The 24904-nt window shown below is 38.9% G+C and carries 22 protein-coding genes and 1 pseudogene; 22 read left to right on the top strand and 1 reads right to left on the bottom strand.

Features of this window, described 5'->3' with window-relative positions; translation table 11 throughout:
• Nucleotides 1-4: 4 nt before the first annotated feature.
• The 16 genes and pseudogenes from carB to AB3I00_RS08410 all read left to right on the top strand — a co-directional run bounded on the left by carB (nt 5) and on the right by AB3I00_RS08410 (nt 16580).
• Entirely contained in the window at nt 5-3190 is a 3186-nt protein-coding gene (gene carB / locus AB3I00_RS08485) for a carbamoyl-phosphate synthase large subunit (RefSeq protein WP_002340620.1), read from the top strand.
• A gap of 53 nt (nt 3191-3243) precedes the next feature.
• Nucleotides 3244-4020 (top strand): dihydroorotate dehydrogenase electron transfer subunit, encoded by a 777-nt coding sequence (locus AB3I00_RS08480; RefSeq protein WP_002315058.1) that lies wholly within the window; start codon nt 3244-3246, stop codon nt 4018-4020.
• On the top strand, nt 4017-4949 hold the full coding sequence (locus AB3I00_RS08475) for a dihydroorotate dehydrogenase (protein WP_002315057.1): 933 nt from the start codon (nt 4017-4019) through the stop codon (nt 4947-4949). The genes AB3I00_RS08480 and AB3I00_RS08475 overlap by 4 nt, the downstream gene beginning before the upstream one ends.
• Nucleotides 4946-5659: pseudogene (gene pyrF, locus AB3I00_RS08470) on the top strand (orotidine-5'-phosphate decarboxylase); the annotation flags it as partial. The gene AB3I00_RS08475 and the pseudogene pyrF, both read left to right, overlap by 4 nt.
• Before the next feature lie 9 nt (nt 5660-5668).
• Entirely contained in the window at nt 5669-6298 is a 630-nt protein-coding gene (pyrE, locus tag AB3I00_RS08465) for an orotate phosphoribosyltransferase (RefSeq protein ID WP_029744090.1), read from the top strand.
• A 592-nt stretch (nt 6299-6890) separates the two neighbouring features.
• Nucleotides 6891-7307 carry a PTS sugar transporter subunit IIA gene (locus AB3I00_RS08460; RefSeq protein ID WP_002309312.1) on the top strand — a complete coding sequence of 139 codons (417 nt, stop codon included), beginning with the start codon at nt 6891-6893 and terminating at the stop codon, nt 7305-7307.
• Nucleotides 7304-7774, top strand: coding sequence for a PTS sugar transporter subunit IIB (locus AB3I00_RS08455; RefSeq protein ID WP_002309310.1), 471 nt, complete (start codon nt 7304-7306; stop codon nt 7772-7774). Before AB3I00_RS08460 ends, AB3I00_RS08455 begins: the two co-directional genes overlap by 4 nt.
• Nucleotides 7775-7793: 19 nt before the next feature.
• Entirely contained in the window at nt 7794-8573 is a 780-nt protein-coding gene (locus AB3I00_RS08450; protein ID WP_002313784.1) for a PTS sugar transporter subunit IIC, read from the top strand.
• Nucleotides 8574-8587: 14 nt separating this feature from the next.
• On the top strand, nt 8588-9400 hold the full coding sequence (locus tag AB3I00_RS08445; RefSeq protein WP_002335700.1) for a PTS system mannose/fructose/sorbose family transporter subunit IID: 813 nt from the start codon (nt 8588-8590) through the stop codon (nt 9398-9400).
• A 52-nt stretch (nt 9401-9452) separates the two neighbouring features.
• Nucleotides 9453-10430 (top strand): SIS domain-containing protein, encoded by a 978-nt coding sequence (locus AB3I00_RS08440; RefSeq protein WP_002313783.1) that lies wholly within the window; start codon nt 9453-9455, stop codon nt 10428-10430.
• Nucleotides 10431-10535: 105 nt separating this feature from the next.
• A complete protein-coding gene (locus AB3I00_RS08435; RefSeq protein ID WP_368025047.1) occupies nt 10536-13265 on the top strand; it encodes a sigma 54-interacting transcriptional regulator in 2730 nt (909 codons plus the stop codon).
• Between the two features lie 11 nt (nt 13266-13276).
• Nucleotides 13277-13912, top strand: a complete 636-nt coding sequence (locus tag AB3I00_RS08430) for an HAD family phosphatase (protein ID WP_002342628.1) — start codon at nt 13277-13279, stop codon at nt 13910-13912.
• Nucleotides 13913-13988: 76 nt separating this feature from the next.
• Complete coding sequence (locus AB3I00_RS08425; protein ID WP_073441419.1) at nt 13989-14267, top strand: hypothetical protein; 279 nt, start codon at nt 13989-13991, stop codon at nt 14265-14267.
• A 37-nt stretch (nt 14268-14304) separates the two neighbouring features.
• On the top strand, nt 14305-14946 hold the full coding sequence (locus AB3I00_RS08420) for a YfbR-like 5'-deoxynucleotidase (RefSeq protein WP_002288886.1): 642 nt from the start codon (nt 14305-14307) through the stop codon (nt 14944-14946).
• Nucleotides 14947-14988: 42 nt separating this feature from the next.
• On the top strand, nt 14989-15681 hold the full coding sequence (locus AB3I00_RS08415) for a carbonic anhydrase family protein (RefSeq protein ID WP_368025067.1): 693 nt from the start codon (nt 14989-14991) through the stop codon (nt 15679-15681).
• Complete coding sequence (locus AB3I00_RS08410) at nt 15678-16580, top strand: LysR family transcriptional regulator (protein WP_368025046.1); 903 nt, start codon at nt 15678-15680, stop codon at nt 16578-16580. The genes AB3I00_RS08415 and AB3I00_RS08410 overlap by 4 nt, the downstream gene beginning before the upstream one ends.
• A 181-nt stretch (nt 16581-16761) precedes the next feature.
• Here the strand turns inward: AB3I00_RS08410 and efbA are convergent, their stop codons facing one another.
• On the bottom strand, nt 16762-18468 hold the full coding sequence (gene efbA / locus AB3I00_RS08405; protein WP_368025045.1) for a fibronectin-binding protein EfbA: 1707 nt from the start codon (nt 18466-18468) through the stop codon (nt 16762-16764).
• 188 nt (nt 18469-18656) lie between these two features.
• Here efbA and AB3I00_RS08400 point away from each other — a divergent pair, with 188 nt between their 5' ends.
• The 6 genes from AB3I00_RS08400 to AB3I00_RS08375 all read left to right on the top strand — a co-directional run bounded on the left by AB3I00_RS08400 (nt 18657) and on the right by AB3I00_RS08375 (nt 24903).
• Nucleotides 18657-19280: a hypothetical protein gene (locus AB3I00_RS08400; protein WP_368025044.1), complete on the top strand. Its 624-nt coding sequence runs from the start codon at nt 18657-18659 to the stop codon at nt 19278-19280.
• A 449-nt stretch (nt 19281-19729) separates the two neighbouring features.
• Nucleotides 19730-20779: a tryptophan ABC transporter substrate-binding protein gene (gene trpX / locus AB3I00_RS08395; protein WP_038398910.1), complete on the top strand. Its 1050-nt coding sequence runs from the start codon at nt 19730-19732 to the stop codon at nt 20777-20779.
• Nucleotides 20776-21657, top strand: a complete 882-nt coding sequence (locus tag AB3I00_RS08390) for an ABC transporter permease (RefSeq protein ID WP_002309295.1) — start codon at nt 20776-20778, stop codon at nt 21655-21657. Before trpX ends, AB3I00_RS08390 begins: the two co-directional genes overlap by 4 nt.
• Before the next feature lie 2 nt (nt 21658-21659).
• On the top strand, nt 21660-22430 hold the full coding sequence (locus tag AB3I00_RS08385; RefSeq protein WP_002335710.1) for an ABC transporter ATP-binding protein: 771 nt from the start codon (nt 21660-21662) through the stop codon (nt 22428-22430).
• Between the two features lie 277 nt (nt 22431-22707).
• Complete coding sequence (aroE, locus tag AB3I00_RS08380; protein ID WP_086286033.1) at nt 22708-23562, top strand: shikimate dehydrogenase; 855 nt, start codon at nt 22708-22710, stop codon at nt 23560-23562.
• Between the two features lie 177 nt (nt 23563-23739).
• Nucleotides 23740-24903, top strand: coding sequence for an LCP family protein (locus tag AB3I00_RS08375; RefSeq protein ID WP_002339297.1), 1164 nt, complete (start codon nt 23740-23742; stop codon nt 24901-24903).
• Nucleotide 24904 lies beyond the last annotated feature (1 nt).

The following is a 24904-nucleotide window of genomic DNA, read 5'->3' as shown; positions in this document are numbered from 1 at the left end:
ACAGATGCCGAAACGTACAGATATCAAGAAAATTATGGTGATTGGATCTGGTCCGATCATCATTGGTCAAGCCGCAGAATTTGACTACGCAGGAACACAAGCTTGTCTTGCCTTAAAAGAAGAAGGATATGAAGTGGTTTTAGTAAATTCTAATCCTGCGACGATCATGACGGACAAAGAAGTGGCAGATCAAGTATATATCGAACCGATCACACTTGAATTTGTATCAAGGATTCTTCGAAAAGAGCGTCCAGATGCTCTCCTTCCAACTTTAGGCGGACAGACAGGCCTCAATATGGCAATGGAGCTGGCAGCATCTGGTATTTTAGAAGAATTGAACATAGAACTTCTAGGAACGAAGCTTTCTGCGATTGATCAAGCAGAAGACCGTGATCTATTCAAACAGTTGATGAAAGAATTGAATCAGCCGATCCCCGAGTCTGAAATCGTCAATACAGTAGAAGAAGCTGTAGCGTTTGCAAATAAAATCGGCTATCCCGTCATCGTTCGTCCAGCCTTTACTTTAGGTGGGACTGGTGGAGGCATGTGTGAAAATGAAGAAGAATTACGAACAGTCTCAGAAAATGGATTAAGTCTTTCCCCAGCTACCCAATGTTTGATTGAACGAAGTATTGCGGGTTTTAAAGAAATTGAATATGAAGTGATGAGAGATTCGGCTGATAATGCAATCGTTGTCTGCAATATGGAAAATTTTGACCCAGTGGGTATCCATACAGGTGATTCTATCGTATTTGCTCCTAGCCAGACATTGTCTGACCATGAATATCAAATGCTTCGTGATGCTTCTCTTTCGATTATTCGAGCACTTAAGATCGAAGGAGGCTGTAACGTCCAACTTGCTCTTGATCCACATAGCTTTAATTATTATGTGATTGAAGTCAATCCGCGTGTTTCTCGTTCATCGGCGTTAGCAAGTAAGGCGACTGGCTATCCGATCGCTAAGCTAGCTGCTAAAATAGCGCTTGGATTAACATTAGACGAAATGAAAAATCCTGTCACAGGAACGACTTTTGCAGAATTTGAACCTGCATTAGATTATGTTGTAGCTAAAATTCCTCGCTGGCCGTTTGATAAGTTTGAAAACGGAGAACGGCTTTTAGGCACGCAGATGAAAGCAACTGGTGAAGTGATGGCTATCGGTCGGAATATCGAAGAGTCTTTATTGAAAGCTGTGCGTTCTTTAGAAATCGGTACACACCATATTGAACTTCCTGACTTGGCAGACATCACGGATGATGATCTAATCCAAAAAGTGGTTCGAGCACAAGATGATCGTCTGTTTTATGTAGCTGAAGCTATTAGAAGAGGGTACACCATAGAAGAATTGGCAGATTTGACAAAAATCGATTTATTCTTTTTAGATAAACTGTTGCATATCGTAGAAATCGAACAGCAGTTGAAACAGCAGCCGTTGGATGACAGGATATTGAAAACAGCGAAACAAAACGGTTTTACAGACAAAAAAGTGGCGGAGCTGTGGGAAATAAGCGAAGAAGCCGTTCGCCAGATGAGAAAAGAAAATGATTTGATTCCTGTATATAAAATGGTTGACACTTGTGCAGCGGAATTCGAATCAAAAACGCCTTATTTTTATAGTTCCTATGAATATGAAAATGAAAGTTCACGATCAGAAAAGCCCTCAGTTCTAGTACTGGGATCTGGTCCTATCCGTATCGGACAAGGAGTTGAATTTGACTATGCGACTGTGCATTCTGTCAAAGCAATCCAGCAGGCAGGATACGAGGCAATCATCATGAACAGCAATCCGGAAACAGTTTCTACTGACTTTTCTATTTCGGATAAATTATATTTTGAGCCATTGACCTTCGAAGATGTGATGAATGTGATCGAGCTAGAACAGCCGATAGGGGTAATCGTTCAATTCGGTGGTCAGACAGCAATCAACTTAGCCGAACCTTTGACTGCTGCTGGTGTAAAAATCTTAGGGACAGCGATCGAAGACTTGGATCGTGCGGAAAATCGTGATTTATTCGAGCAAGCGCTGAAAGAGTTGGGTATTCCTCAACCTTTAGGGGATACTGCTACAAGTAAAGAAGAAGCCGTGGTTATCGCTTCGAGAATTGGTTATCCAGTTCTTGTTCGTCCAAGCTATGTATTAGGCGGGCGTGCGATGGAAATCGTTGAAAATCAGCGAGATTTAGAAGACTACATGGAGCATGCTGTGAAAGCTTCTCCAGAACATCCAGTACTAGTGGACCGCTATTTGCTTGGTGGTGAATGCGAAGTGGATGCGATTTGTGACGGTGAAACAGTACTCATCCCAGGGATCATGGAGCATATTGAGCGTGCCGGTGTCCATTCAGGGGATTCAATGGCTGTGTATCCACCTCAAACATTATCTGAATCGATCAAGAAAACGATTGAAGACTACACGATCCGTTTAGCATTAGGTTTGAACTGTGTCGGGATGATGAATATCCAGTTCGTCATCCATGAAAATGAGGTTTATGTGATCGAAGTCAATCCTCGAGCAAGTCGGACTGTTCCATTCTTAAGTAAGGTGACAGGAATTCCAATGGCACAAATTGCGACGAAAGCTATTTTGGGAGAGAAATTAAAGACACTTGGTTATGAAAACGGACTTTATAAGGAAACAAAAGAAGTCCATGTTAAAGCGCCCGTCTTTTCTTTTACTAAATTGCAGAAAGTCGATACTTACTTAGGGCCTGAAATGAAATCGACTGGAGAAGTAATGGGGTCTGACAGACAATTAGACAAAGCTTTGTACAAGGCATTCGAAGCTTCTGGATTACACTTGCCTGAATATGGAGCCGTATTGTTTACGATTGCGGATGAAACAAAAGAAGAAGCACTAGAGTTAGCTAAACGTTTTACAGAAATCGGCTATAGTCTGATAGGAACGAAACATACAGCTGCCTATTTCGAAAAACATGGTTTGGTCGTTGAAACAGTTGCGAAAATTTCTGAGGAAGCAGCAGAAAAAAATGTAGTTGACTTGATACGAGATGGTAAAACACAAGTGGTTGTCAATACGATTGATAAAGATCGGGGAAATGCTTCTAAAGACGGCTTCATTATCCGAAGAGAAGCAGTTGAACATGGTATTCCGTTGTTTACTTCTTTAGACACAGCAGATGCAATCGTTCGAGTGATGGAATCCCGTGCATTTTCAACCAACCCTATTTAACGGTGTACACATGTTAAGACCGAAAGAAGAAAATCCGTTACAGGAGGGGACAGATGAAACAAGAAATGATGGAAATCGTTCAGCAAAAACAGCTGGCACCAAAGATTTTTGAAATGACATTAAAAGGTGATCTAGTAAAAGAAATGCAGCAACCAGGACAGTTCTTGCATATCCTCGTGCCGCGTGCAGACTTGCTGCTACGCCGACCGATTAGCTTGAATCATATCGATCACGAGACAAATACTTGCCGTATTATCTATCGGGTGGAAGGTGAGGGGACTAGCGTCTTCTCTACTCTTTCTGCCGGAGACCATTTAGATGTCATGGGTCCTTTAGGTAATGGTTTTGATTTATCTGGTCTTCATACAGGAGACGAAGTATTTATAATCGGTGGAGGAATCGGTGTCCCTCCCCTGTATGAGTTATCAAAGCAGTTAGTCAAAAAAGGGATCAAACCAACGCACTTTTTAGGTTTTGCCACACATGAAGTCGTTTATTATGAAAAAGAATTTAATCGTCTAGGAGAAACAAGAATCGCTACTGACGATGGAACATACGGTATGCACGGAAATGTCGGTAATTTATTGTTAGGAACGAAGACGAAACCTACAGCTGTTTTTGCATGTGGTTCCAACGGGTTATTGAAGACAGTGGAACAGCTGTTTTCTTCGCATCAAAATGTCCAGTTATCATTAGAATCCCGCATGGCATGTGGGATAGGAGCTTGCTATGCTTGCGTTTGTCATACGCCGGAAGATGAAACAGGAACAAAAAGTGTGAAAGTTTGTGACGAAGGACCGATTTTTAAAATAGGAGAGGTAATTATATGAATGAGAATCCTTTAGCGGTCAAACTTCCTGGCCTAGAATTAAAAAATCCTATCATGCCGGCAAGCGGCTGTTTCGGTTTTGGCAAAGAATACGGAAAATACTATGATTTGAATCAGCTTGGTTCGATCATGGTCAAGGCAACGACTCCAAATGCTCGCTTTGGCAATCCTACACCGAGAGTGGCGGAAACACCATCGGGCATGTTGAATGCGATTGGGTTACAAAATCCTGGTCTAGACGTTGTTATGCATAAACTTCTTCCAGAATTAGAGGAGTACAATGAGTTACCCATCATCGCAAATGTCGCTGGTGCTTGCGAAGAAGACTATGTAGAAGTTTGTAGCAAAATCGGCGAAGCGCCAAATGTGAAAGCAATCGAGCTGAATATTTCCTGTCCAAATGTCAAGCATGGCGGTATCGCTTTTGGAACAGATCCTGATGTTGCTTTTCAATTAACACAAGCAGTAAAGAAAGTTGCTTCTGTTCCTGTCTATGTCAAACTATCCCCCAATGTGACAGACATCGTTCCAATCGCTCAGGCAATCGAAGCTGGAGGGGCAGATGGATTTACAATGATCAATACACTACTTGGTATGCGGATTGACCTTAAGACAAGAAAACCGATTTTAGCCAATCAAACAGGTGGACTATCCGGACCAGCAATCAAGCCTGTCGCTATCCGTTTGATTCATCAAGTGGCAAGTATATCCAATCTTCCAATCATTGGGATGGGCGGCGTGCAGACAGTGGACGATGTTCTTGAGATGTTTATGGCTGGAGCAAGCGCTGTAGCTATAGGGACTGCGAATTTCACCGACCCCTATATCTGTCCTAAACTAATCAAAGAGCTCCCAGTGCGAATGAGCGAACTAGGTATTGAGTCACTGGAAAGATTAATCAAAGAAGTGAGAGAGGAACGTGAACGATGAACCAACTAAACCACCGACCAATCATTGCATTAGATTTTTCAACTTGGCAAGAAGTAGAAGACTTTCTTCGTTTTTTCCCAGAAGAAGAAAAATTGTTTGTGAAAATCGGAATGGAATTGTTCTACCAAGAAGGACCTGAAATCGTACGTTATCTAAAAGATGCTGGTCACGATGTGTTTTTAGATCTGAAACTTCACGATATTCCGAATACGGTCGAAAAAGCAATGCGGGGACTGGCAAAGCTTGGTGTTGATGTCACATGTGTTCATGCAGCTGGCGGTATTCGCATGATGGAGGCGGCAATGCGTGGATTAGAAGAAGGAACGCCAGAAGGCGGGAAACGTCCGCTACTTCTAGCTATCACTCAACTTACCTCTACAAGTGAAGAGGAGATGCATGCAGATCAACTAATCGAAGTTCCTTTAGAAAAAAGTGTGATCCATTACGCTAACTGTGCCAAAAAAGCAGGATTAGATGGTGTGGTTTCTTCTGCTTGGGAAGTAGAAGCGATCAAAGAAACGGCGGGAGATGAATTTGTTTGCTTAACTCCAGGGATAAGACCAGAAGGAACAGTCGCAGGAGATCAGACAAGAGTAGTCACACCTTCTCAAGCAAGAGAGATTGGCTCAACTTTCATCGTTGTGGGACGACCAATCACACAAGCAACTGATCCTTATGAAGCATACCGAACGATTCAAACAGAATGGAGCCAACCTAAAATGAATGTAGAACAAAGTATCGCAAAAGATCTATTAGAGATTGAAGCAGTATTTTTAAATCCAAGTGATCCTTTTACTTGGGCAAGTGGAATCAAAAGCCCCATTTACTGTGATAACCGAATCACGATGAGCTATCCAAAAGTCCGAAAAGAGATCGCAAAAGGCTTAGCAAGCAAAATCAAAGAAGCTTTCCCTGAAGTACAAGTAATTGCTGGAACTGCAACGGCAGGAATCCCTCATGCTGCATGGGTAGCGGAAATATTAGACTTGCCAATGGTCTATATTCGAAGTAAGGCGAAAGATCATGGGAAAGGCAATCAAATCGAAGGGCGTATAGTTGAAGGCCAGAAGATGGTTGTGATCGAGGATCTGATTTCTACAGGAGGCAGCGTCTTGGAAGCAGCTGAAGCAGCGAAAAGAGAAGGTGCAGATATCCTTGGTGTTGCAGCTATCTTTACGTATGAGTTGCCAAAAGGAAAAGCAAATTTCGAAAAAGCCGAAATCCCTCTTATGACGTTGACCAATTACTCTGTATTGATCGAAGCAGCTTTAGAAGATCGTTATATCGATGAGCAAGAATTAACTCTGCTAAAAGAATGGAAAAAAGATCCTGAAAATTGGCAGTCTTAAGTACAAAAACACTTAGATAATTGAAAAAATAAAGCTATGTTATTTTGAATATTTCTAAATTACCATTTCTCTACACCGTTATATTTTTAGAGGCTGGGACAGAAGCGTTTAACTCCAAGAAATAAGAATGAATTCAGGAAAATTGCTTTTCAAATTTTTGTGAATTTCAGCTTATTTTCGAGGAGTTGCTTCTGCTTCCGCCGTTTATACGTGTTTAGAGCGTGAGACAAAAGTGTTCTTTACTTTTGTCTCACGCTCATTTTTTTCATAATCCTGCATGGATGATTTGGATGAGGAAATATATCCATAAGATACATATGCCTTATCTTCAATAGCATTGATTACACAAAGTATGAACGACTTCAACGAGTCAAAAACAGCCCCTCGACTGTGTTTCTATCACACAGTCAAGGGGCTATTTTTGTTTTATATATGTAGAAAAGCAGTTCAACACTTTTATAAAATCGATTGAACACTTATCAGTAAATGATAAAAGTGTTGGGAAATAGTTGTAACTATTGATTTTACAGGCTTAACAGAAGTTGGCACGATATTTGCTTTATATAAAACTGTCAGCGAGGAGGAAATAAAAATGAATACGATTATTCTAGCTAGTCACGGCGCATTATCTCAAGGTCTAAAACAAACAGCTGAAATGATCTTGGGGCCTGCCACTAATATTTATGCATTATCAGCTTATCGAGATGAAGATGAGCCGATAGAACAACAAATACAAAGTATAGTTTCAAAATTAGGCAAAGAAAATCTATTTATTCTCACAGATATCTTAGGAGGAAGTGTCAATAATGAAATGATAGGACTGTTAAAGAAAGAGCCAGCAATACGCTTGATCACAGGAATGAATCTACCCTTAGTGATTTCAATCGCCACGCAAGTTAACCCAATTGCTGCTGCAGATTTAGAATTGATTATCGAAGAAAGTCGGCAGTCATTGATTGATTGCAATCGATTACTAAAAAAATCAAATGAAGGAGGAGATGATCTATGATCAAGTTCATTCGTATCGATCACCGATTGTTGCATGGACAAGTGGTGTTTTCTTGGAGTAAATCTTTGCAAATCAACCGAATTCTGGTGGTGAATGATGAAGCAGCCAATGATGAATTTAAAAAAATGTCTTTAGAACTATCAAAACCTCAAGGAATCAAACTCAATATATTTACCGTTGAAAATACATTGACAAAAATATCTAAAATAGAAGCATTGAGCGAAAACATCATGATGATCTTTGGAAATACCAAGGATGTTCGTCAGTTTTGCGAAAGTTACTCAAACGTTAAGGAAATCAATTACGGAGGCATCATAAAAAAAGAAGGATCAAAACAATTCAGTAATGCTATCTTCTTGACTGAAAATGAGATAGAAGATGCGAAAGTACTAAAATCAATGGGCATCAAACAGTTCATGCAACAGGTTCCAACCTCAAAAAAAGAGGATTTGAATACAATGATTTAAAAAGAAAGGAGTTTACGTTATGTTGTTTCAATCGATTGCCTTAGGTCTGGTCGGAATCATGTGTATCTTGGACTCTAGACTACTAGGGAGGATGAATTTTGAACGGCCTTTAATCGTGAGTACGTTAGTTGGGTTAGTATTAGGTGACTTGGAAAAAGGTTTATTGGTTGGTGCTTCTCTGGAATTGATGTCGCTTGGTCTGGTAAATATCGGAGCAGCAGCGCCACCGGATATGAATATGGCGTCCATTATTGCTACAGCTTTTGCTATTCTATCTGGCTCCAATGCTGAAACTGCTCTGACTATTGCCATTCCAATCTCTGTGTTAGGACAAATGCTTGGAATATTGATGCGGACGGTACTCTCAAATCTGACACATTGGGCAGATAATTTAATCAATGAAGGAAAGTTCAGCAGAGCACGACGGATCCACATAATCTATGGTACAGTCTTATATTCACTAATGTATTTTATCCCTATCTTTTTAGCTGTTTACTTTGGAACAGATTTAGTGAAAAATATCGTGAGCAGTATCCCAGTATGGTTGACAAATGGTCTGACTTTAGCAAGCAAAATTTTACCAGCATATGGTTTTGCTTTGTTGTTACAAACGATGTTGACGAAAAAAATGATCCCGTTTTTATTACTTGGTTTTCTAATCACAGCTTACTCGGGATTAAGCATCACAGGTATCGCAGCTTTTGCTTGCATTGTGGCCTTTGTGATGGCACAAGTCAAATTCAATGGTAAAGATAATAGGACAGCTGTAAGCGAACCTGATCCTTTAGATGATTTATAGAAAGGAGTTTTTTTATGACTAAGAAAGATCAAAATAGTTGGAAGTATTGGCAATTTTTCTGGCGTTCGTGGGCAATACAAGCTTCGTGGAATTACGAACGACAAATGAATATGGGGTTTATGTATGGGATCGCACCAATCATTGATAAAATCTATGACAAGCCAGAAGACAAACAAAAGAAAATCGATGCTTATGAGCGGCACATGGCTTACTACAATTGTACGCCGCAAACAAGTTCATTCGTTTTAGGACTAGCAGCATCTATGGAAGAACAATATGCCGAAGATCAAGAGAATTTCAATCCGGAAACCATCAGTGCTTTGAAGACTTCGCTTATGGGCCCTTTGTCAGGAATCGGAGACTCTTTCTTCCAAGGAACCATACGTGTTTTAGCCTTTGGCTTTGGAATCAATCTCGCTCAGCAAGGTAGTATCTTAGGCCCTATCTTGGCCATTATCATCTCCTTCATTCCGTCCTTTTTCGTTACATATTATGGCGGAAAAATTGGTTATAATACTGGGAATAAATATTTAGCGAAACTGTATCAAGAAGGGCTGATGGATAAAGTGATGTATGTTTGTACGATTATCGGTTTGATGGTCATTGGAGCTATGATTGCTAGCATGATTGGAATCACCACGCCGCTAAGATTCGGCAAAGCGTTTGTTTTACAGGATGTTTTAGATAATATCATGCCCCAGTTGATTCCTTTAGGGCTGACATTTTTTATGTATTGGTTGTTGCAAAAGAAAGTTCGGACCGGTTTGATGCTCACTATTTGTATCGCTGGTGGTGTTTTACTAAGTTTATGCGGGATTTTTAATTAAGGGACCAACCTAATTTAGGTTAAAAATAAATAGTATGAGGAGGAATTCAAACATGAATTCAACATTAAGTCCAAAAGATATCGTCAAAGAAATCATCGCGAACAAAGAGGTGGAGTCCATCGTATTTGTCGGCTGTGGTGCATCGAAAGCAGATCTATATCCAGCAAAATATTTTTTAGAACAAAACGCAAACAAATTACGTATCAGCCACTTTACGGCAAATGAATTCAATTATGCGACACCTCGCTCGATCAACGATCATACTGTAGTTATTTCAGCTTCATTGGGAGGTACGACTCCTGAAACTGTTCAAGCTAACGCAGTAGCGAAAGAACAAGGTGCCACAGTTATTAGTTTAACACATAGCGTAGATTCTCCGTTAACGAAAGACGCAGACTATGTGATTTATCATCGTTTCACAGAAGATTACGCAGCAAAACTAGAAAAAACAGGTTACTGCTTAGAACTTGCAGTTGAACTACTAAATCAGATCGAAGGGTATAAAGACTACGATAAGATGATGGATGGTTTCGACAAAATTTATGATTTGTCGCAAGAAAGTGCAAAGGGAGCACGTCTACAAGCAAAAAAATTCGCCGAACGTTTCAAAAATGAAAAGGTGATATATGTTATGAGTTCAGGAGCGACTCATGAAGTTGCGTATTCCACTTCTATTTGTTTAATGATGGAGATGCAATGGATTCACTCTGGTACTTTCCATTCTGGTGAATTTTTCCATGGTCCATTTGAAATCACGGACAAAGACGTACCATTTATCTTATTGATGAATGATGGTCGTACGCGTCAAATGGATGCCCGAGCACTGACCTTTTTGAATCGTTTTGATGCAAAAATAGAAATCGTAGATGCACTGGATTGGGGACTGTCTGCCCACATTGCGAAAGAGGTTCTTGATTACTTCAATCCATTCGTCATCACAGCAGTATTCCGCGTCTATGCAGAAGAATTAGCTGAAGTACGCCAACATCCGCTGACAAAGCGTCGTTATATGTGGAAATTAGAGTATTAAACTAGAGCTGAGGCCAAATGCCTCGGCTTTTCTTCCCATGCATTGAAAAGGGTTTCTTATTCTCGTACAATTGATTGAGCAAGAGTAAATTGGGTGGTGTTGATCATGAACAAAAAAGTAGAAAAATATTTAAAAGAGCTGACAAAAAATTACAGTGAGCATCATGCAGAAGATTTTTCAGCTTTATCAATTAGCGAAAATGTCGGTTTGAATCGAAGTACAACAAGCTTCTACTTAAATCAAGGAATGAAAGAAGGAATATTGGTCAAGGTCAAGAGTTACCCCGTCTCTTTTTTACATGTTGAAACTTTAGCTGAACTTGGCATTTTCCACAGAGAATCTGAATATGAAACTTGGGAAGACTTATTTGCAGCAGAAAAAGCCAATGCATTAGAAACGGTGATTGGAGCAAATGGCAGCTTAAGAGAAGCAGTTGATCAAATAAAGACAGCAGTACTTTATCCTGGGAATGGGTTGCCTATTCTTTTATCAGGCAATAGCGGTTCAGGGAAAACATTTTTAGCAGAAAAAATCTATGAATATGCTGTAGCAGAAAAGGTCATCCCAAAAGATGCTCCGTTTATCTCTTATAATTGTGCCCAATATTTCAACAATCCTGAACTCTTGTCTTCTGCTTTGTTTGGACATGTCAAAGGAGCATTTACTGGAGCGGAAAAAGAACATATTGGATTGATAGAAAAAGCTGATAATGGCGTATTATTTTTGGATGAGGTACACCGCTTAAGTGATGAAGGGCAAGAAAAGCTTTTTACATTTATGGATACAGGAGAAATTTCACCGATGGGGGACAATGCAATCAGACATAAAGCAAACGTCCGTATGATATTTGCAACAACTGAGAATGTCTATCAAACATTTTTGCCGACATTTATTCGCCGTTTGCCAGTGATTGTCATGTTGCCGAATTATGAACGTCGTCCGCAATCAGAGCGTATGCAACTGATAGACACATTTTTTATTAATGAAGCGAATATTTTGTCAAAACGCATCGATGTAAGTTATCAACTAGTGGACTTTTTGCTTAATAGTGACCTAGAAGGCAATGTAGGGAAGATAAAGAACATCGTGAAATATGTCTGCGGTAGTGCGTACGCCAAAAATCAAAATAGTCTGTCTATTCGAGTTCGTTTGAAGGATCTTCCAACTGAAAATACCATGCAGCTAAAAGAGCAGCTGAAAAAAACGATTAAAGCTTTACCAGACCGCCAATATTTGCCGCATACAGCTAATCAAGTCTTTTTAGAATCTTCAGAAGTCAGGCAAATCAGGCAGTTATTTGAAAAAATAGTGCAAATGTATCAAAAAGTTGAAAAGCAAGAATTAATGATCAAAGATTTTATTGATCATACGGTAAATCGAATCAATCATTTGATGGACGAGTTTATTTTTAAAGATAGTTATTCGAAAGAAGAATCATTTTATTCTGTACTAACCTATCAGATACGAGAAACTTTTGATTGGATGCATGAAAACTACGGATTGGAACAAGATGGTAATCGTGTGATTGCCCTGGCACAGTATCTCTACCATAAAAACAACACAGATATGATTGCAGAAAACCATGAATGGCAAAGTGTCAAAGACAAGTTGTTAGAATTGGTTTCGAGTTCCATAGATACTTCTTATTGGTATGCTAAAAAAGTACTAGGACATATTTCTCGACAATTAGATCAAGATTTTAAAGAGGAAGATTTGATTTTTATTTCCTTTTATTTTCATGGGCTGCAGATCACGCTAGGAGAAAAGAAAATCAAGAGTATCATTTTAGCTCATGGTTATTCTACTGCTAGCAGTATGGCGAACGTAGGCAATCGGATGCTGAAGCAGAATATCTTTCAAGCTTATGATATGCCAATCAATATCACGTTAGCTAAAGTAGAAGAACAAGTCATTCGCTTTATCAATGATCATCAAACGGACGCCGGGTTGATTTTATTAGTAGATATGGGGTCGTTGAACGAAATCGGAAAAAAGCTAGCAGATAAAATACGTGGTCCACTGCTGATTATCGATTATGTCTCTACGCCTCTTGTATTGGAGATTGGGCAGTTGATTCAAAGACAAATGTCTATCGCAGAAATCAGCCAAAAAATCGATATAGAAAACAAAGTAAAAAAACAACTAATACTACCAAAAAAAGAAAAAACACAGGCAATCTTAACTTGCTGTTACACCGGAATAGGTTCAGCTACTCAAATACAAGAGATTTTGGAATCTTGTTTAGAAAATCATTGCAAAGAATTGACGATTATTCCGTATGATTACAAAAAATTGCAAAAAAATAAAATGTATGAGGATCCTTTCCAGATATATGAAGTATTGATGATTGTAGGAACAGAAGATCCCAAAATCGAACAGGTTCCTTATATTGGTCTTGATCATTTAATTAACGGTGAAGATGTTGAGAAGTTCATTTCAATTCTACAAGATTATTTTGACATACGTGATAAAGATTTAAAAGAACAGCTGATGTTCAGTTTTTCAATTAATAAAATCATCGAGAATTTAACGATTTTGGACGCAACCAAACTGTTGCGTTTAGTGCAAAGTGCTGTATCCGTAGCTGAGGAAACCTTAGAGATCACTCTATCTAATAGTAAGTTGTTTTTACTATACCTACATTGCTGCTGTATGATTGAACGAATTTTAAGGAAAGAAAGTGTGGATGAACAAGAAGATATAGAGGAATATACGACTCAAGCAGGGGCAGAAATGGAACAGATTCATCGTGCCTTTTTCGAGATAGAGAGTGAGTATACTATCAAGATTTCCACGTTGGAGTTACGACTGATTCATGAAATTATTTATGGATAGGAGGAAGGTTTGTGAATTTAGGCATGATTTTTGATATGGATGGTGTCTTAATTGACTCAGAAAACTTTTATTTTGATCGACGTATGCAATTTTTCAAAGAAAAAAACATCCTACCAGGTTCGACGAATAAGTTGGATTTCGTTGGACTGACAGAAAATGGGATTTGGGAAGTATTGGTCTCAGAAAAAGACCAACGAGCTGATCTTAAAAAAGAATACCTTGCGTACCGGGAAAAACATCCTATTGACTTTAAAACAGCACTGCGAAAGGGTGCGGAAGACATCTTGGATTATTTAAAAAAGAAAAGTATCAAAATTGCTCTTGCTTCTTCTTCTCCGCAAAGAGAAATCGACAAAATGCTGACACAGAATGCTTTAGCACCATACTTCGATTTTGTCATTTCAGGGGAAAAGCTATCTAAAAGCAAACCACATCCAGAAATTTATCAAATCGCAGTAAATGCATTGGATGGTAGACATTGCATCGCAGTAGAAGATTCTCCTGTTGGTATTGCATCAGCAAAAGCAGCTAATTTATATACGATTGCATTAAAGCAAGATCTGCCCCTTGATCAGGCACAAGCAGATATCGTGATTGATGAGTTGAATGATATCATCCAAATAATCGAAACTTACGATATAGATTGATTCAACTCTCCGAAAAAGATTTAAATGCTCCGAAATTTCGTGAAATTTTTGAACAAGAATCTTAAGCATATAATTAATTGATTGTGAGAAAAAATGGCTATCAATCGATATAAAAACAATCCAAAAACTGATTGCGGGAAGCATCTTTTCATCAGGTATGAAAAGAAATTTCTATCGTAATCAGTTTTTGATTTTTGCAAAATTTATTTTGCTAAGACTGGTTAGCAGAGAGAAGAGAATAATCTCTTCTCTGCACTCTATTCTATCGAGATTTTCTCTATTTTTTGGTAAGCGAGCTGTTGCGAAAATGGAAAAGAGCGGAAATGTTGCGAATGTCAGTTATTTAATGATATGATATTCGGAAAAAGAAATCTCAAAGGGAGGTAACTTTTATGGGATTGAATGAATTTATTTTAGGATTGAACAATTTAGAGACGATCACAAGGGCACCTGGTTTTTTTAAATATACGGAGCATACAGTTGCAGCACATTCGTATCGTGTCGCGTCCATTGCGCAAGTTCTGGGAGATATTGAAGAAGCAAATGGGCAGCCAATCGATTGGAAACTGCTCTATGAAAAATCACTGAATCATGACTACACAGAACGTTTTATTGGTGATATCAAAACACCAGTGAAATATGCAAGCAAAGAATTAAGAGGGATGCTGCAAACAGTTGAAGAAAAGATGACGGACGAATTCATCAACCAAGAGATTCCAGCTGAGTTCCAAGAAGTTTATCGCCGTCGGTTGTTCGAAGGAAAAGATGAAACCGTAGAAGGAGAACTATTAGCCATTTCAGATAAGGTTGACCTTCTTTATGAGTCTTTTGATGAAATCATCAAAAATAATCCAGAAAAAGTTTACAAGGAGATGTTCATTGAGGCAGTGACTACTATCAAAAGCTTTGAACATCGGCCTTCTGTTCAGTATTTCTTTAAAGAAATATTTCCGGAACTATTGAACCAGGAATTTTATGGAAAAGAGGCGTTTTTAGAAACTGTCTCAACGATTGTAAAGAAAGAAGAAAAATAAAAACGATATGAGATGCAGGGGGAAGTATAGTTGAAAAAGAATATGGATGTCGAATGGGGCTATTCTGGAGACAGAGGTCCGGAAAATTGGGCGAATTTATGTGATTGGTTTGCGAGAGGTGCAGAATTTCCGTTGCAGTCACCTATTCATTTAACAAAAGGTGAAGAAATAAAAATGAAAGGAGATACACTTTCGTTTCATTATCAAAAGCAACGCTTTACTGACAAGGAATTCAAAAATACGATTCATTTAGTACCTTTTGATCAACTCAGTTATGTAGAGTTCAAGAAAGAACGCTATTATTTGACAGATATTCATTTCCACTTACCATCTGAACATATCATCGACGGGAACCAGGAAGATATTGAATTTCATTTTGTTCATATGAACAGCAAAAAAGAGAATCTGGTCGTGGGAGTCATGTATCAGTTAATGGAACAGGAAGGTTGGTTTTATGATCAAGAAAACGGAGAGAGATGGAATTTAGAAAAACATGAACACTGGGTAAATCCGAATGTCTTCTTTCCAGAGAAAAAAAGCCATTTTCATTATGTAGGTTCATTGACAACTCCACCTACCAGCGGGCCAATCCAATGGTTTGTGATGGATCATGTAGGAAAATTGAACCAAGAGTTTCTTCTACCCTTCAAAGGGCAGTATGCACAGCCGAACAACCGACCAATTCAACCCTTGAATGGAAGAGAAATTTATTATTTCGAGGAGTTTGAGGAATGAATATTCAACAAATGAAATATGTGGTCGCTGTGGCAAACAATGGTAGTTTCAGAGAAGCAGCAAAGAAAATGTTTGTTTCGCAGCCAAGTCTTTCAGCTGGTATCAAAGAATTAGAGACTGAGTTAGGAATTACGCTGTTTACTCGAACGAATCGAGGTGCATATTTAACAGAAGAAGGACAAGACTTCTTAAATCGTGCCGAAAAAATCTTGGTTCAGCTTGATACATTAGAAAGTCACTATCTAACGAGTGAAAAGAGAGACAATTTTTCAATCGCTGCCCAGCATTATGATTTCTTAGGTCCTTTGACCGCACAGCTACTCGAGGAATTCAAAGATGAAATTAAACAATTTCGGATCATGGAGACGACGACGGCGAGAGTGATCGAAGAAGTCAAAGAGCAGCATAGTGAAATCGGCATTATTTATATGAACGAGCATAATCAAGCTGGTATCAGAAGATATTTGCAACAAGGAGAACTAAGTGGCCGCAGCATTGGAAAATTTAAAACACACATTTTTTTAAGGCATGGACATCCGCTAGCTACACACGCAGAGATCACAAAAGAAGAATTGTTATCTTATCCTCAAGTTCGTTTTACACAGGATGGAAATAATTTTCCGTATTTTTATGAAGACCTTATCGAGATTCCTCATCAAGAAACAGTGATCTATACCAGTGATCGAGGGACTTTGATGAATATCGTTCTTGAAACTGATGCGTACGCTTCAGGGTCTGGTATTGTGATTGGAGGAATTCGTGAGCACTTGCGGTTAATCCCTTTAGCAGAAGGCGAACTAAATGAATTTTATATCATTTATTCGGCAAAGCGCCCACTCAGTGAAATCGCTCAAAGATTTATCAAAGAGCTTACTCGGTTACTGGACCAACAGAATTAAGAAAAGTAGACGGAACATCTGACTGATATTAAGTAGAAAGAACAGCCAAACAAAACAGTTTATTCGAAATAAGGGGTTGTGACACGAATTTTGTCCCAACCCCTCTTTTTATAGAAAGCAATCTATAACTGATTGCTTTTATGAAAAAGTACGAAAATATGATTCTAAGAAAATACATTCATTACCCGTTTTGTTTCATAGCTATAATTTTCTCTTCTTCTGGTGTTACGATGACTGTTTTCTGATTTTCATAAATGACGTAACCAGGTTTGGCACCATTTGGCTTGCGGATATGCTTCACTTGTACAAGATCAACTGGTACTTGGGCAGAGTATCGGTATTTTGAAAAATAGGCAGCTAACTCGGCTGCTTCGGTAATTGTTTCATCTGAAGGCTGATCACTTTTGATGATGACGTGCGAACCAGGGATATTCTTTGCATGGAGCCAATAATCGGTTTTCTTAGCTGTTTTCATTGTCAGCTGGTCATTTTGAAGATTGTTTTTACCGACAAGAATGAGCGTTCCGTCAGAAGAAAAGTATTGATCAGGCTGAGATGGTTTCTTTTTCTTTTGTTTTTTCTGTGTCTTCTTTTTCAAATAGCCCTCAGCAGTCAATTCTTCTTTGATTGCTTCGATATCCATCGGACCGGCAATTTCCAGTTGAGACAAGACAGATTCAAGATATTGGATTTCATCTTTGGCTTCTTGGATTTGTTCGCCAATCAACTTAACGGCGTTCTTCAGCTTTTGGTATCGATGGAAATATTTCTGTGCATTTTGATTTGGCGTCAGCGCCGGATCTAATGCTATTTTGATTGGCCGATTTTCTTCATAATAATTAGGTAAAACAACTTCTTTTACGCCACGTGGCACTTGTGTCAGAAAGGTAGTAAGTAGTTCGCCATCTCTACGGTAATTCTCAGCGTTTTCGGATTCTTTGAGTGTTTGTTCACGTTTTTTCAATTTATTTTTATTTCGTTTTAGTTCATTTTCGATTTTTCGGATCAGTTCTCCGCCTTGTTGTTTTGCCCGATCTTTCTCCGCTTTTTCGTGATAATAGCTATCTAATAATTGACTGAGTGTTGGATAAGTTGTCACAGCAGATGCTTGTTCGGAAAATACCTGGTAGACAATCGGTGTAAAGAAATCTTTATTTGTCGTTTCGTAAAAAGTAGGAACAGGATGATTGATGATCGATGAGAAAAATTCGTGCCAAACAACCATTTTTTCATTAGGACGTTCAAGCAATCTCTTGGTCAGCTCTTGAGCAGTATCGAAACCGATTCCCTGAAACTGATGTTGGATTGCTTTTGGTTCTAGTTCAGTTTGAGAAAGTCGCTGAAAGATTTTTTCTTTATCGGAGCTAAATGGATTCAAGACCTCTTGTTTTGGCGGAGCAATGTATTCTACGCCGGGAAGCAAAGAACGATAAGTGTTTTGAGAGCTTCCGATGTGTTTGATCGCGTCCAATATTTTCCCAGTTTCTTGATTAACTAAGACGATCGTGCTATGACGTCCCATTAATTCAACGATCAATATGATATTCTGTAGATCGCCCAACTCGTTGCGCTTAGCAAAGTGAAAATGGATCACTCGATCGTTTTCGATTTGTTCGATGTTTTCTAAAATAGCACCATCCAAATACTTTCGAAGCATCATCACGAAGTTAGGTGGATTATCAGGATTCTGATAATCGATTTGGGTAATCTGTACACGAGCATAACTAGGGTGCGCAGATAATAATAATCGATGGTTTTTGCCGCGTGAACGAATCACCAGCACGATTTCATTTTCATAAGGCTGATGGATTTTCGAGATCCGACCAGATAGTAACGTTTCACGCAATTCGTTGACCATCGCATGGGTAAATACACCATCAAAGGACATGGTTCATTCCTCATTTCTTTTCATAAGTATATTCATTATAACGAAAAAAAGAAGAAAAACCAATTTGACCGAATAGTAAATCAAAAGTCTAGAAAAACTTGGACCAATTACATAAAAAACAGTGTTTCTATCGTTGAAATCCAAATTTTTAGGTATAATAAAAAATAGGAGAAAAAGTAGAAAAGAAGGTGTTTGTTATTTGGGAAGCAGTTAAATCGAGAGTACAAGAAATGAATGATCATTTCTCAGTGTCATTCGCAGAAAATCCAAGGAAGTATTTTCGACGTCTTGTGTTTCTGCTCATCTTATCATTGCTGCTAACAATTGCGATGTTTTTGTTGCCGGAAAAAATCCGAGAAGAGCAAGTAAATAGTCTCGTTTATTCATCCATACCAACCAGTAAATTAAAACCTTTTGCTTACAGCCAAGCGGATCAGAAAATCAAACAAAGCCGAGCGATATCGGTGATGTTCAGCAAACCGAACGGGAAAACCTATCAGGATGTGCTGGATGTCTTTAATGATCCTGAGCTTATGGAAGAATTGAATCGACCGATCTTTTATTATCCGATCGTTTATGATGTACATGAACTGGAACAAAAATATAACATACGAACGGATGAAGTGACATTTATTTTCTTTGATGGAGGAAAAGAAGCAAATCGGATAACTGCGGGTAAGGGAGGAATAACTGATTTTGATAAGGAGTTGATCCCTGAGCTGAATCGACTACCGTTAGCCAATATCAAACAATTAGAAGAAGAAATGGATAGAACAGGAACAGCTTCCCCAAATGCCGAGACTGCTAATTGAGTCGTTAGCGTGATGAAATGGTGGCTCTATATAGTGCTATTTTTAATTATCAGAACAAGTGATGTTTGATCTTCAAAATAACAAATGAAAAAAATGAAAAATATAGTTGACGAAATTCAAAAATTCGATTAGACTTAAATCAATTCTTAAGGAAAGGGTGACCTGTAATGAACTTATCAAAACGTATTTCAGCAGAGAACAAAAAAAATTGGCGCAGCTGGCGTAGATAAGTTGTATTAATGGTGAAACTTTCCCATAGATACAACTTTTTAGAGTGCATTTCTAAAGCTTGTATCTATGCTAGACATGAACGTTGACTGCCGCATAGATCCTATCTATGCGGTTTTTTGTGTAAAGACAATGACCGTTTTGGCCATTGTCTTTTTTTGTAGACTGGATACTTGCCTGATTATAATAAATAAAAAGATTGACTTTGCAGGAGGAAAAAAATGAAAAACAAACGTTTAATAACAGTTGTAGTAATTATTTTAGTTTATTTAGCAGGCGCATTTATTTATGGAAAAGCCTCAGGCGAAAAAGAAAGTACTTCGACGAACCAAACAAAAAAAACAACAGTTGTCGGGGTATTGCAATATGTGAGCCATCCGGCATTAGATGAGATTTATCGAGGGATCAAAGATGGCCTGAAAGAAGAAGGATTAAAAGAAGGAGAAAATCTTGAAATCAAATTTCAAAATGGACAAGCCGATCAGAGCAAGCTTGCCACAATGAGTCAACAACTAGTACAATCCGATCCTGATGTTTTGATCGGAATCGCAACGCCTGCTGCTCAGTCATTAGCAAACACGACTTCGTCGATCCCCGTTGTATTAGGTGCTGTAACGGATCCTGTGGGGGCTGGATTAGTTGGTTCTTTAGAGAAGCCTGGTGGAAACGTGACAGGTGTTTCTGATCAGCCACCTGTTGCTTCACAAATCAAGCTTGCTTCTGATTTGTTACCAAATGCAAAAAAAGTCGGGATCTTGTACGCTTCTTCGGAAGATAATTCAAAATACCAAGTCGCACAAGCGGAAGAAGCTGCAAAAAAAGAAGGGTTAGAAGCAGTAAAATATGCGGTGCCTTCCACTAATGAGATTGCACAAACGGTTCAAGTGATGAGCCGACAAGTCGATTTTATCTATGTTCCATTAGACAATACGATTGCCAATGCTATGCAGACAGTGGTGAAAGAAGCTAACAAAGCAAATATCCCCGTCATTCCATCTGTTGATACAATGGTAGAACAAGGCGGACTAGCAACAATCGGGATCAATCAATATCAATTAGGGCTTCAAAGCGGTAAGATGGCGGCAGAACTTGCGAGCGGAAAAGAAAAACCGGAAACGACGCCTGTTTATACGTTTGATCAAGGGGATACAGTGATCAATCAATCTCAGGCTGATCGCTTAGGAATCACGATTCCCCAATCGATGAAAGAAAAAGCCAAAATCATTACAGATGAGTCGCAACAAGAAACATCTAAGGAGGATGACAAATGATCGTATCAGCTATTTCACAAGGCATGCTTTGGGCAATATTAGGATTAGGGATTTTCATGACCTATCGGATCTTAGATTTTCCTGATATGACGACAGAAGGGTCCTTCCCATTAGGTGCTGCTGTCTGTGTGACAGCTATCACTCATGGGGTAGCACCGATTTTAGCTACGTTATTGGGCGTAGGCGCTGGTATGGTAGCAGGACTCATTACAGGGTTACTTTATACAAAAGGAAAGATACCGGTTATTCTAGCAGGGATTTTAGTGATGTCAGGATTGAACTCAGTTATTTTGTTTGTGATGCGAACACCAAATCTTTCTTTATTGAATCATCCGATTCTGCAAGACAGCTTCCATCGCTTTGGGTTACCGGATTACTTTGACACAGTCCTTCTTGGCTTCATCTCTTTGGGCATCTTGATTGCTGTACTGCTATTCTTCTTCAATACAGATTTAGGTCAAGGCTATATTGCGACAGGAGACAACGAAACGATGGCTCGGTCGTTAGGGATAAAAACCGATCGTATGAAAATTTTAGGTTTGACTTTGTCTAACGGTGTCATTGCGTTATCCGGTGCGCTGATTGCCCAGAATGACGGATATGCAGATGTAAATAAAGGGATTGGCGTGATCGTCATCGGTCTTGCTTCCATCATCATCGGTGAAGTGATTTTCCAAGAATTGACGCTAGCAGAAAGATTGATTGCTATTGTTGTCGGCAGTATCATTTATCAGCTATTGATCTTAGTAGTAATCAAACTAGGGTTTGACACGACTTATCTGAAGTTGTTCTCCGCTATCATCTTAGCTATTTGTCTGATGATCCCGCAATTGAAGAAAGCACTGAACTTAAAAACGGGTTTTGAGAAGGAGGCCTAGTAATGACAGATATATTGACAATCAAAAACGGCAGAAAAGTCGTAAACAATGGAATGAATGAAGAGAAAGTGCTATTGGATGAAATCAACCTTACAATCAGAGAAGGGGACTTCATCACTGTCCTTGGAGGGAATGGTGCTGGAAAAAGCACATTGTTCAATACGATTGCTGGTACGCTTCAACTCAGTCAAGGATCGATCTCTTTTAAAGATCAGCTGATCACAAAAGATTCAGAAGAAAAAAGAGCACGATTTCTTTCTCGGGTTTTCCAAGACCCTAAGATGGGAACGGCTCCCCGAATGACTGTAGCAGAAAATCTGCTGCTTGCACAAAAAAGAGGACAAAAGCGGAAATTCCGTTTACGTAACTTGAAAAATCAAAAAGAAGATTTTTTCAGACTATGTCAAGAAGTCGGTAATGGCCTAGAACAACATTTGGATACTCCAGCAGGGGAATTATCTGGCGGTCAACGGCAAGCATTAAGTTTGCTGATGGCGACGATCACGGCTCCTGAACTACTGTTATTAGATGAACATACTGCCGCTTTAGATCCTAAAACAGCTAAAGCATTAATGCAGTTAACAAATCAGCGGATCAATGAACAAAAATTGACTTGTCTCATGATCACGCATCGAATGGAAGACGCCTTGAAATACGGAAATCGTCTGATCGTACTCCAAAAAGGAAAAATCGTTCAGGATCTTTCTGAAAAAGAAAAGCAACATTTGACAATGAGCGACCTTTTGCAGTTCTTTGAAGAAGTAGTGGATTGATTTCGACAGAAACTCTCCTTTCAGTAAAAGAACTTGAAAACTCATTGACATCTTCCTTTGATTCATCCTATACTTAAAACAATAAGCAATTGAACATATTTGGGTGTTTTGTAGGATCACGTAGTCAATGATTTTAACAATTAAATAGAATATTCTTTGCTCTGACAAGTAAACGATGAGAAAAGAATTTGCTACTTTCCACCTAGACGTTTCGTACTTTTTCGTATCAAACGCTAAGTGGCTTTTTTTATTGAAGCAAGAACAAAGGAGGAATAAGATGATTTCTGGAAAAACCAAATTAGCTGGGCTCTTTGCTGATCCGGCTTCTCACAGTTTATCTCCATTGATGCACAATACTGCTTTTGAAGCAAACAACATCGATGCGGTATATTTAGCTTTCAAAGTAAACCCAATGAATTTAAAGCAAGCAGTCGAAAGTATTCGAACTTTTGATATGTTAGGTGTAAACCTTTCGATGCCGAATAAAACAGCGGTTATTCCTTATCTGGATGAGGTAAGCCAGGAAGCACAATTGATCGGAGCAGTGAATACGATCGTGCACGAAAAGGGTCGTTTGATTGGCTATAATACCGATGGTGCGGGCTTCATGCAATCTGTGCAAGAAGCTGGGATTTCGGTCAAAAAGAAAAAAATGACTCTACTGGGCGCTGGAGGTGCAGCAAAGGCAGTCACTGTTCAAGCGGCGTTAGACGGCGCTAAGGAAATCGTAGTTTATAAACGAAACAACCAAACATTCGCTCAAGTAAAAGAAACATTCGAACAACTCAGCTATCGAACTTCTTGTAAGGTAAAAGTTCGTGACTTTGCCGATACGGATCAATTAAGAAAAGACTTGAAAGAAAGCTGCCTTCTAGTGAATGCAACAGATATCGGGATGGGCAAGAAAATCGATCAGTCACCGCTCTTAGATATAAACATGATGCATGAGAATCTAGCGGTTTTTGATTTGATTTATGCACCTAGAGAAACACGTTTATTAAAAGAAGCAAAAAAAGTAGGAGCAAAAGGATACAATGGACTTGGCATGTTGATCTACCAAGGAGCAATCGCGTTTGAATTATGGACAAAGGAAAAGATGCCGATCCATGTGATTGAAAAGCTGTTTGATTAAAAAAGGATAATAGATAAAGATTTTTTATTCTCGCATAAACGGTCTCAAGAAAAGTAATTCTTTATGTATCGAAGCATTTATTTCGTTATTTTTTATTAAATTATCAAAAAATGATAGGCTTTTGTCGATTGGTTATCGTATCCTTTATTTATCAGTAAGAAACGAGGAGGAACCACAATGAGTCGGATGGATCGCTATAAGGACATCCATAAGAAGGCGAAACCTCTGAAGCGGGATACGGGGAGTATTTTTGCTAGAAGAGAACGAAAACGAACGCGTATGGAAAATGAGGAAGATGCTACCCGTATTTATGAAAGAGAGCAGCATTCATTTGAACATTTGAACCAACACGAACAACAGATATATAGAGATGCACCAAGAGCAGAAGAACAACAAAAAAATAAAAAATTTTTCAATCGGCAAAAGAAGAACAAACCGTTGAAACCTCGAAGAAAGCGATCGTGGAAAAAAATCATTCTATCGATTTTGCTTGTTTTGATCCTTTATTCAGGTATCTCATTTTTTATTGGTAAATATGTAGCTGAACATGACACAAGCTTAGAGGCAGCGACTTCAGAAACCTTTCATGGGCAAAAAGCGACGAATGGTGCGCATAATATTTTGATCCTTGGGAGTGATACACGCGGAGAAGATGCCGGGCGAGCCGATACGATCATGGTCTTACAGTTGGATGGTCCTTCCCATAAACCGAAACTGATTTCTTTTATGCGCGACAGCTTCGTTACGATCCCAGGGGTAGGACAAAATAAGATCAATTCAGCTTATGCATACGGAGGAGCCGATCTAGTGCGTCAGACTTTAGTAGAAAATTTTGGAATCAATTGTCAATACTATGCGAAAGTCGATTTCAAATCGTTTGAAAAAGTGATCGATGCCTTATTCATGAACGGAGTGAAGATCGATGCAGAAAAAGATCTGAATCTGGATGGTGTAGATATTAAAAAAGGGGTCCAGAAGATGGATGGTCATGTTCTTTTGCAATATGCACGTTTCCGAATGGATGAAGAAGGAGACTTTGGCCGTGTCAGACGCCAACAGCAAGTAATGAACGCTATTTTCAGCCAATTGAAGAATCCATTGAATCTGATCCGTGCACCTTATGCAGCTGGTAAAGCTTTAGGGTATACATCCACAGATGTCACTGCTTGGTTCTTGACGAAAAATCTCTTTTCGATTGCACGAGGAGCTGGCGGCATTGATCGAATAAGTGTGCCAGTAGACGGTTCGTGGAATTATGGGCAAAGTGATTATGCTGGCAGTATTCTTGAAATTGATAATCAAATGAATCAATCTGCTATTACAGATTTTTTGAATAAATGAT

The sequence above is a fragment of the Enterococcus sp. C76 genome (assembly GCF_040886985.1).
GTDB classification, from domain to species: Bacteria; Bacillota; Bacilli; order Lactobacillales; family Enterococcaceae; genus Enterococcus_B; species Enterococcus_B lactis.
Note: the sequence above shows the minus strand (reverse complement) of the source record. Positions and strands in the feature narration are given on the sequence as shown.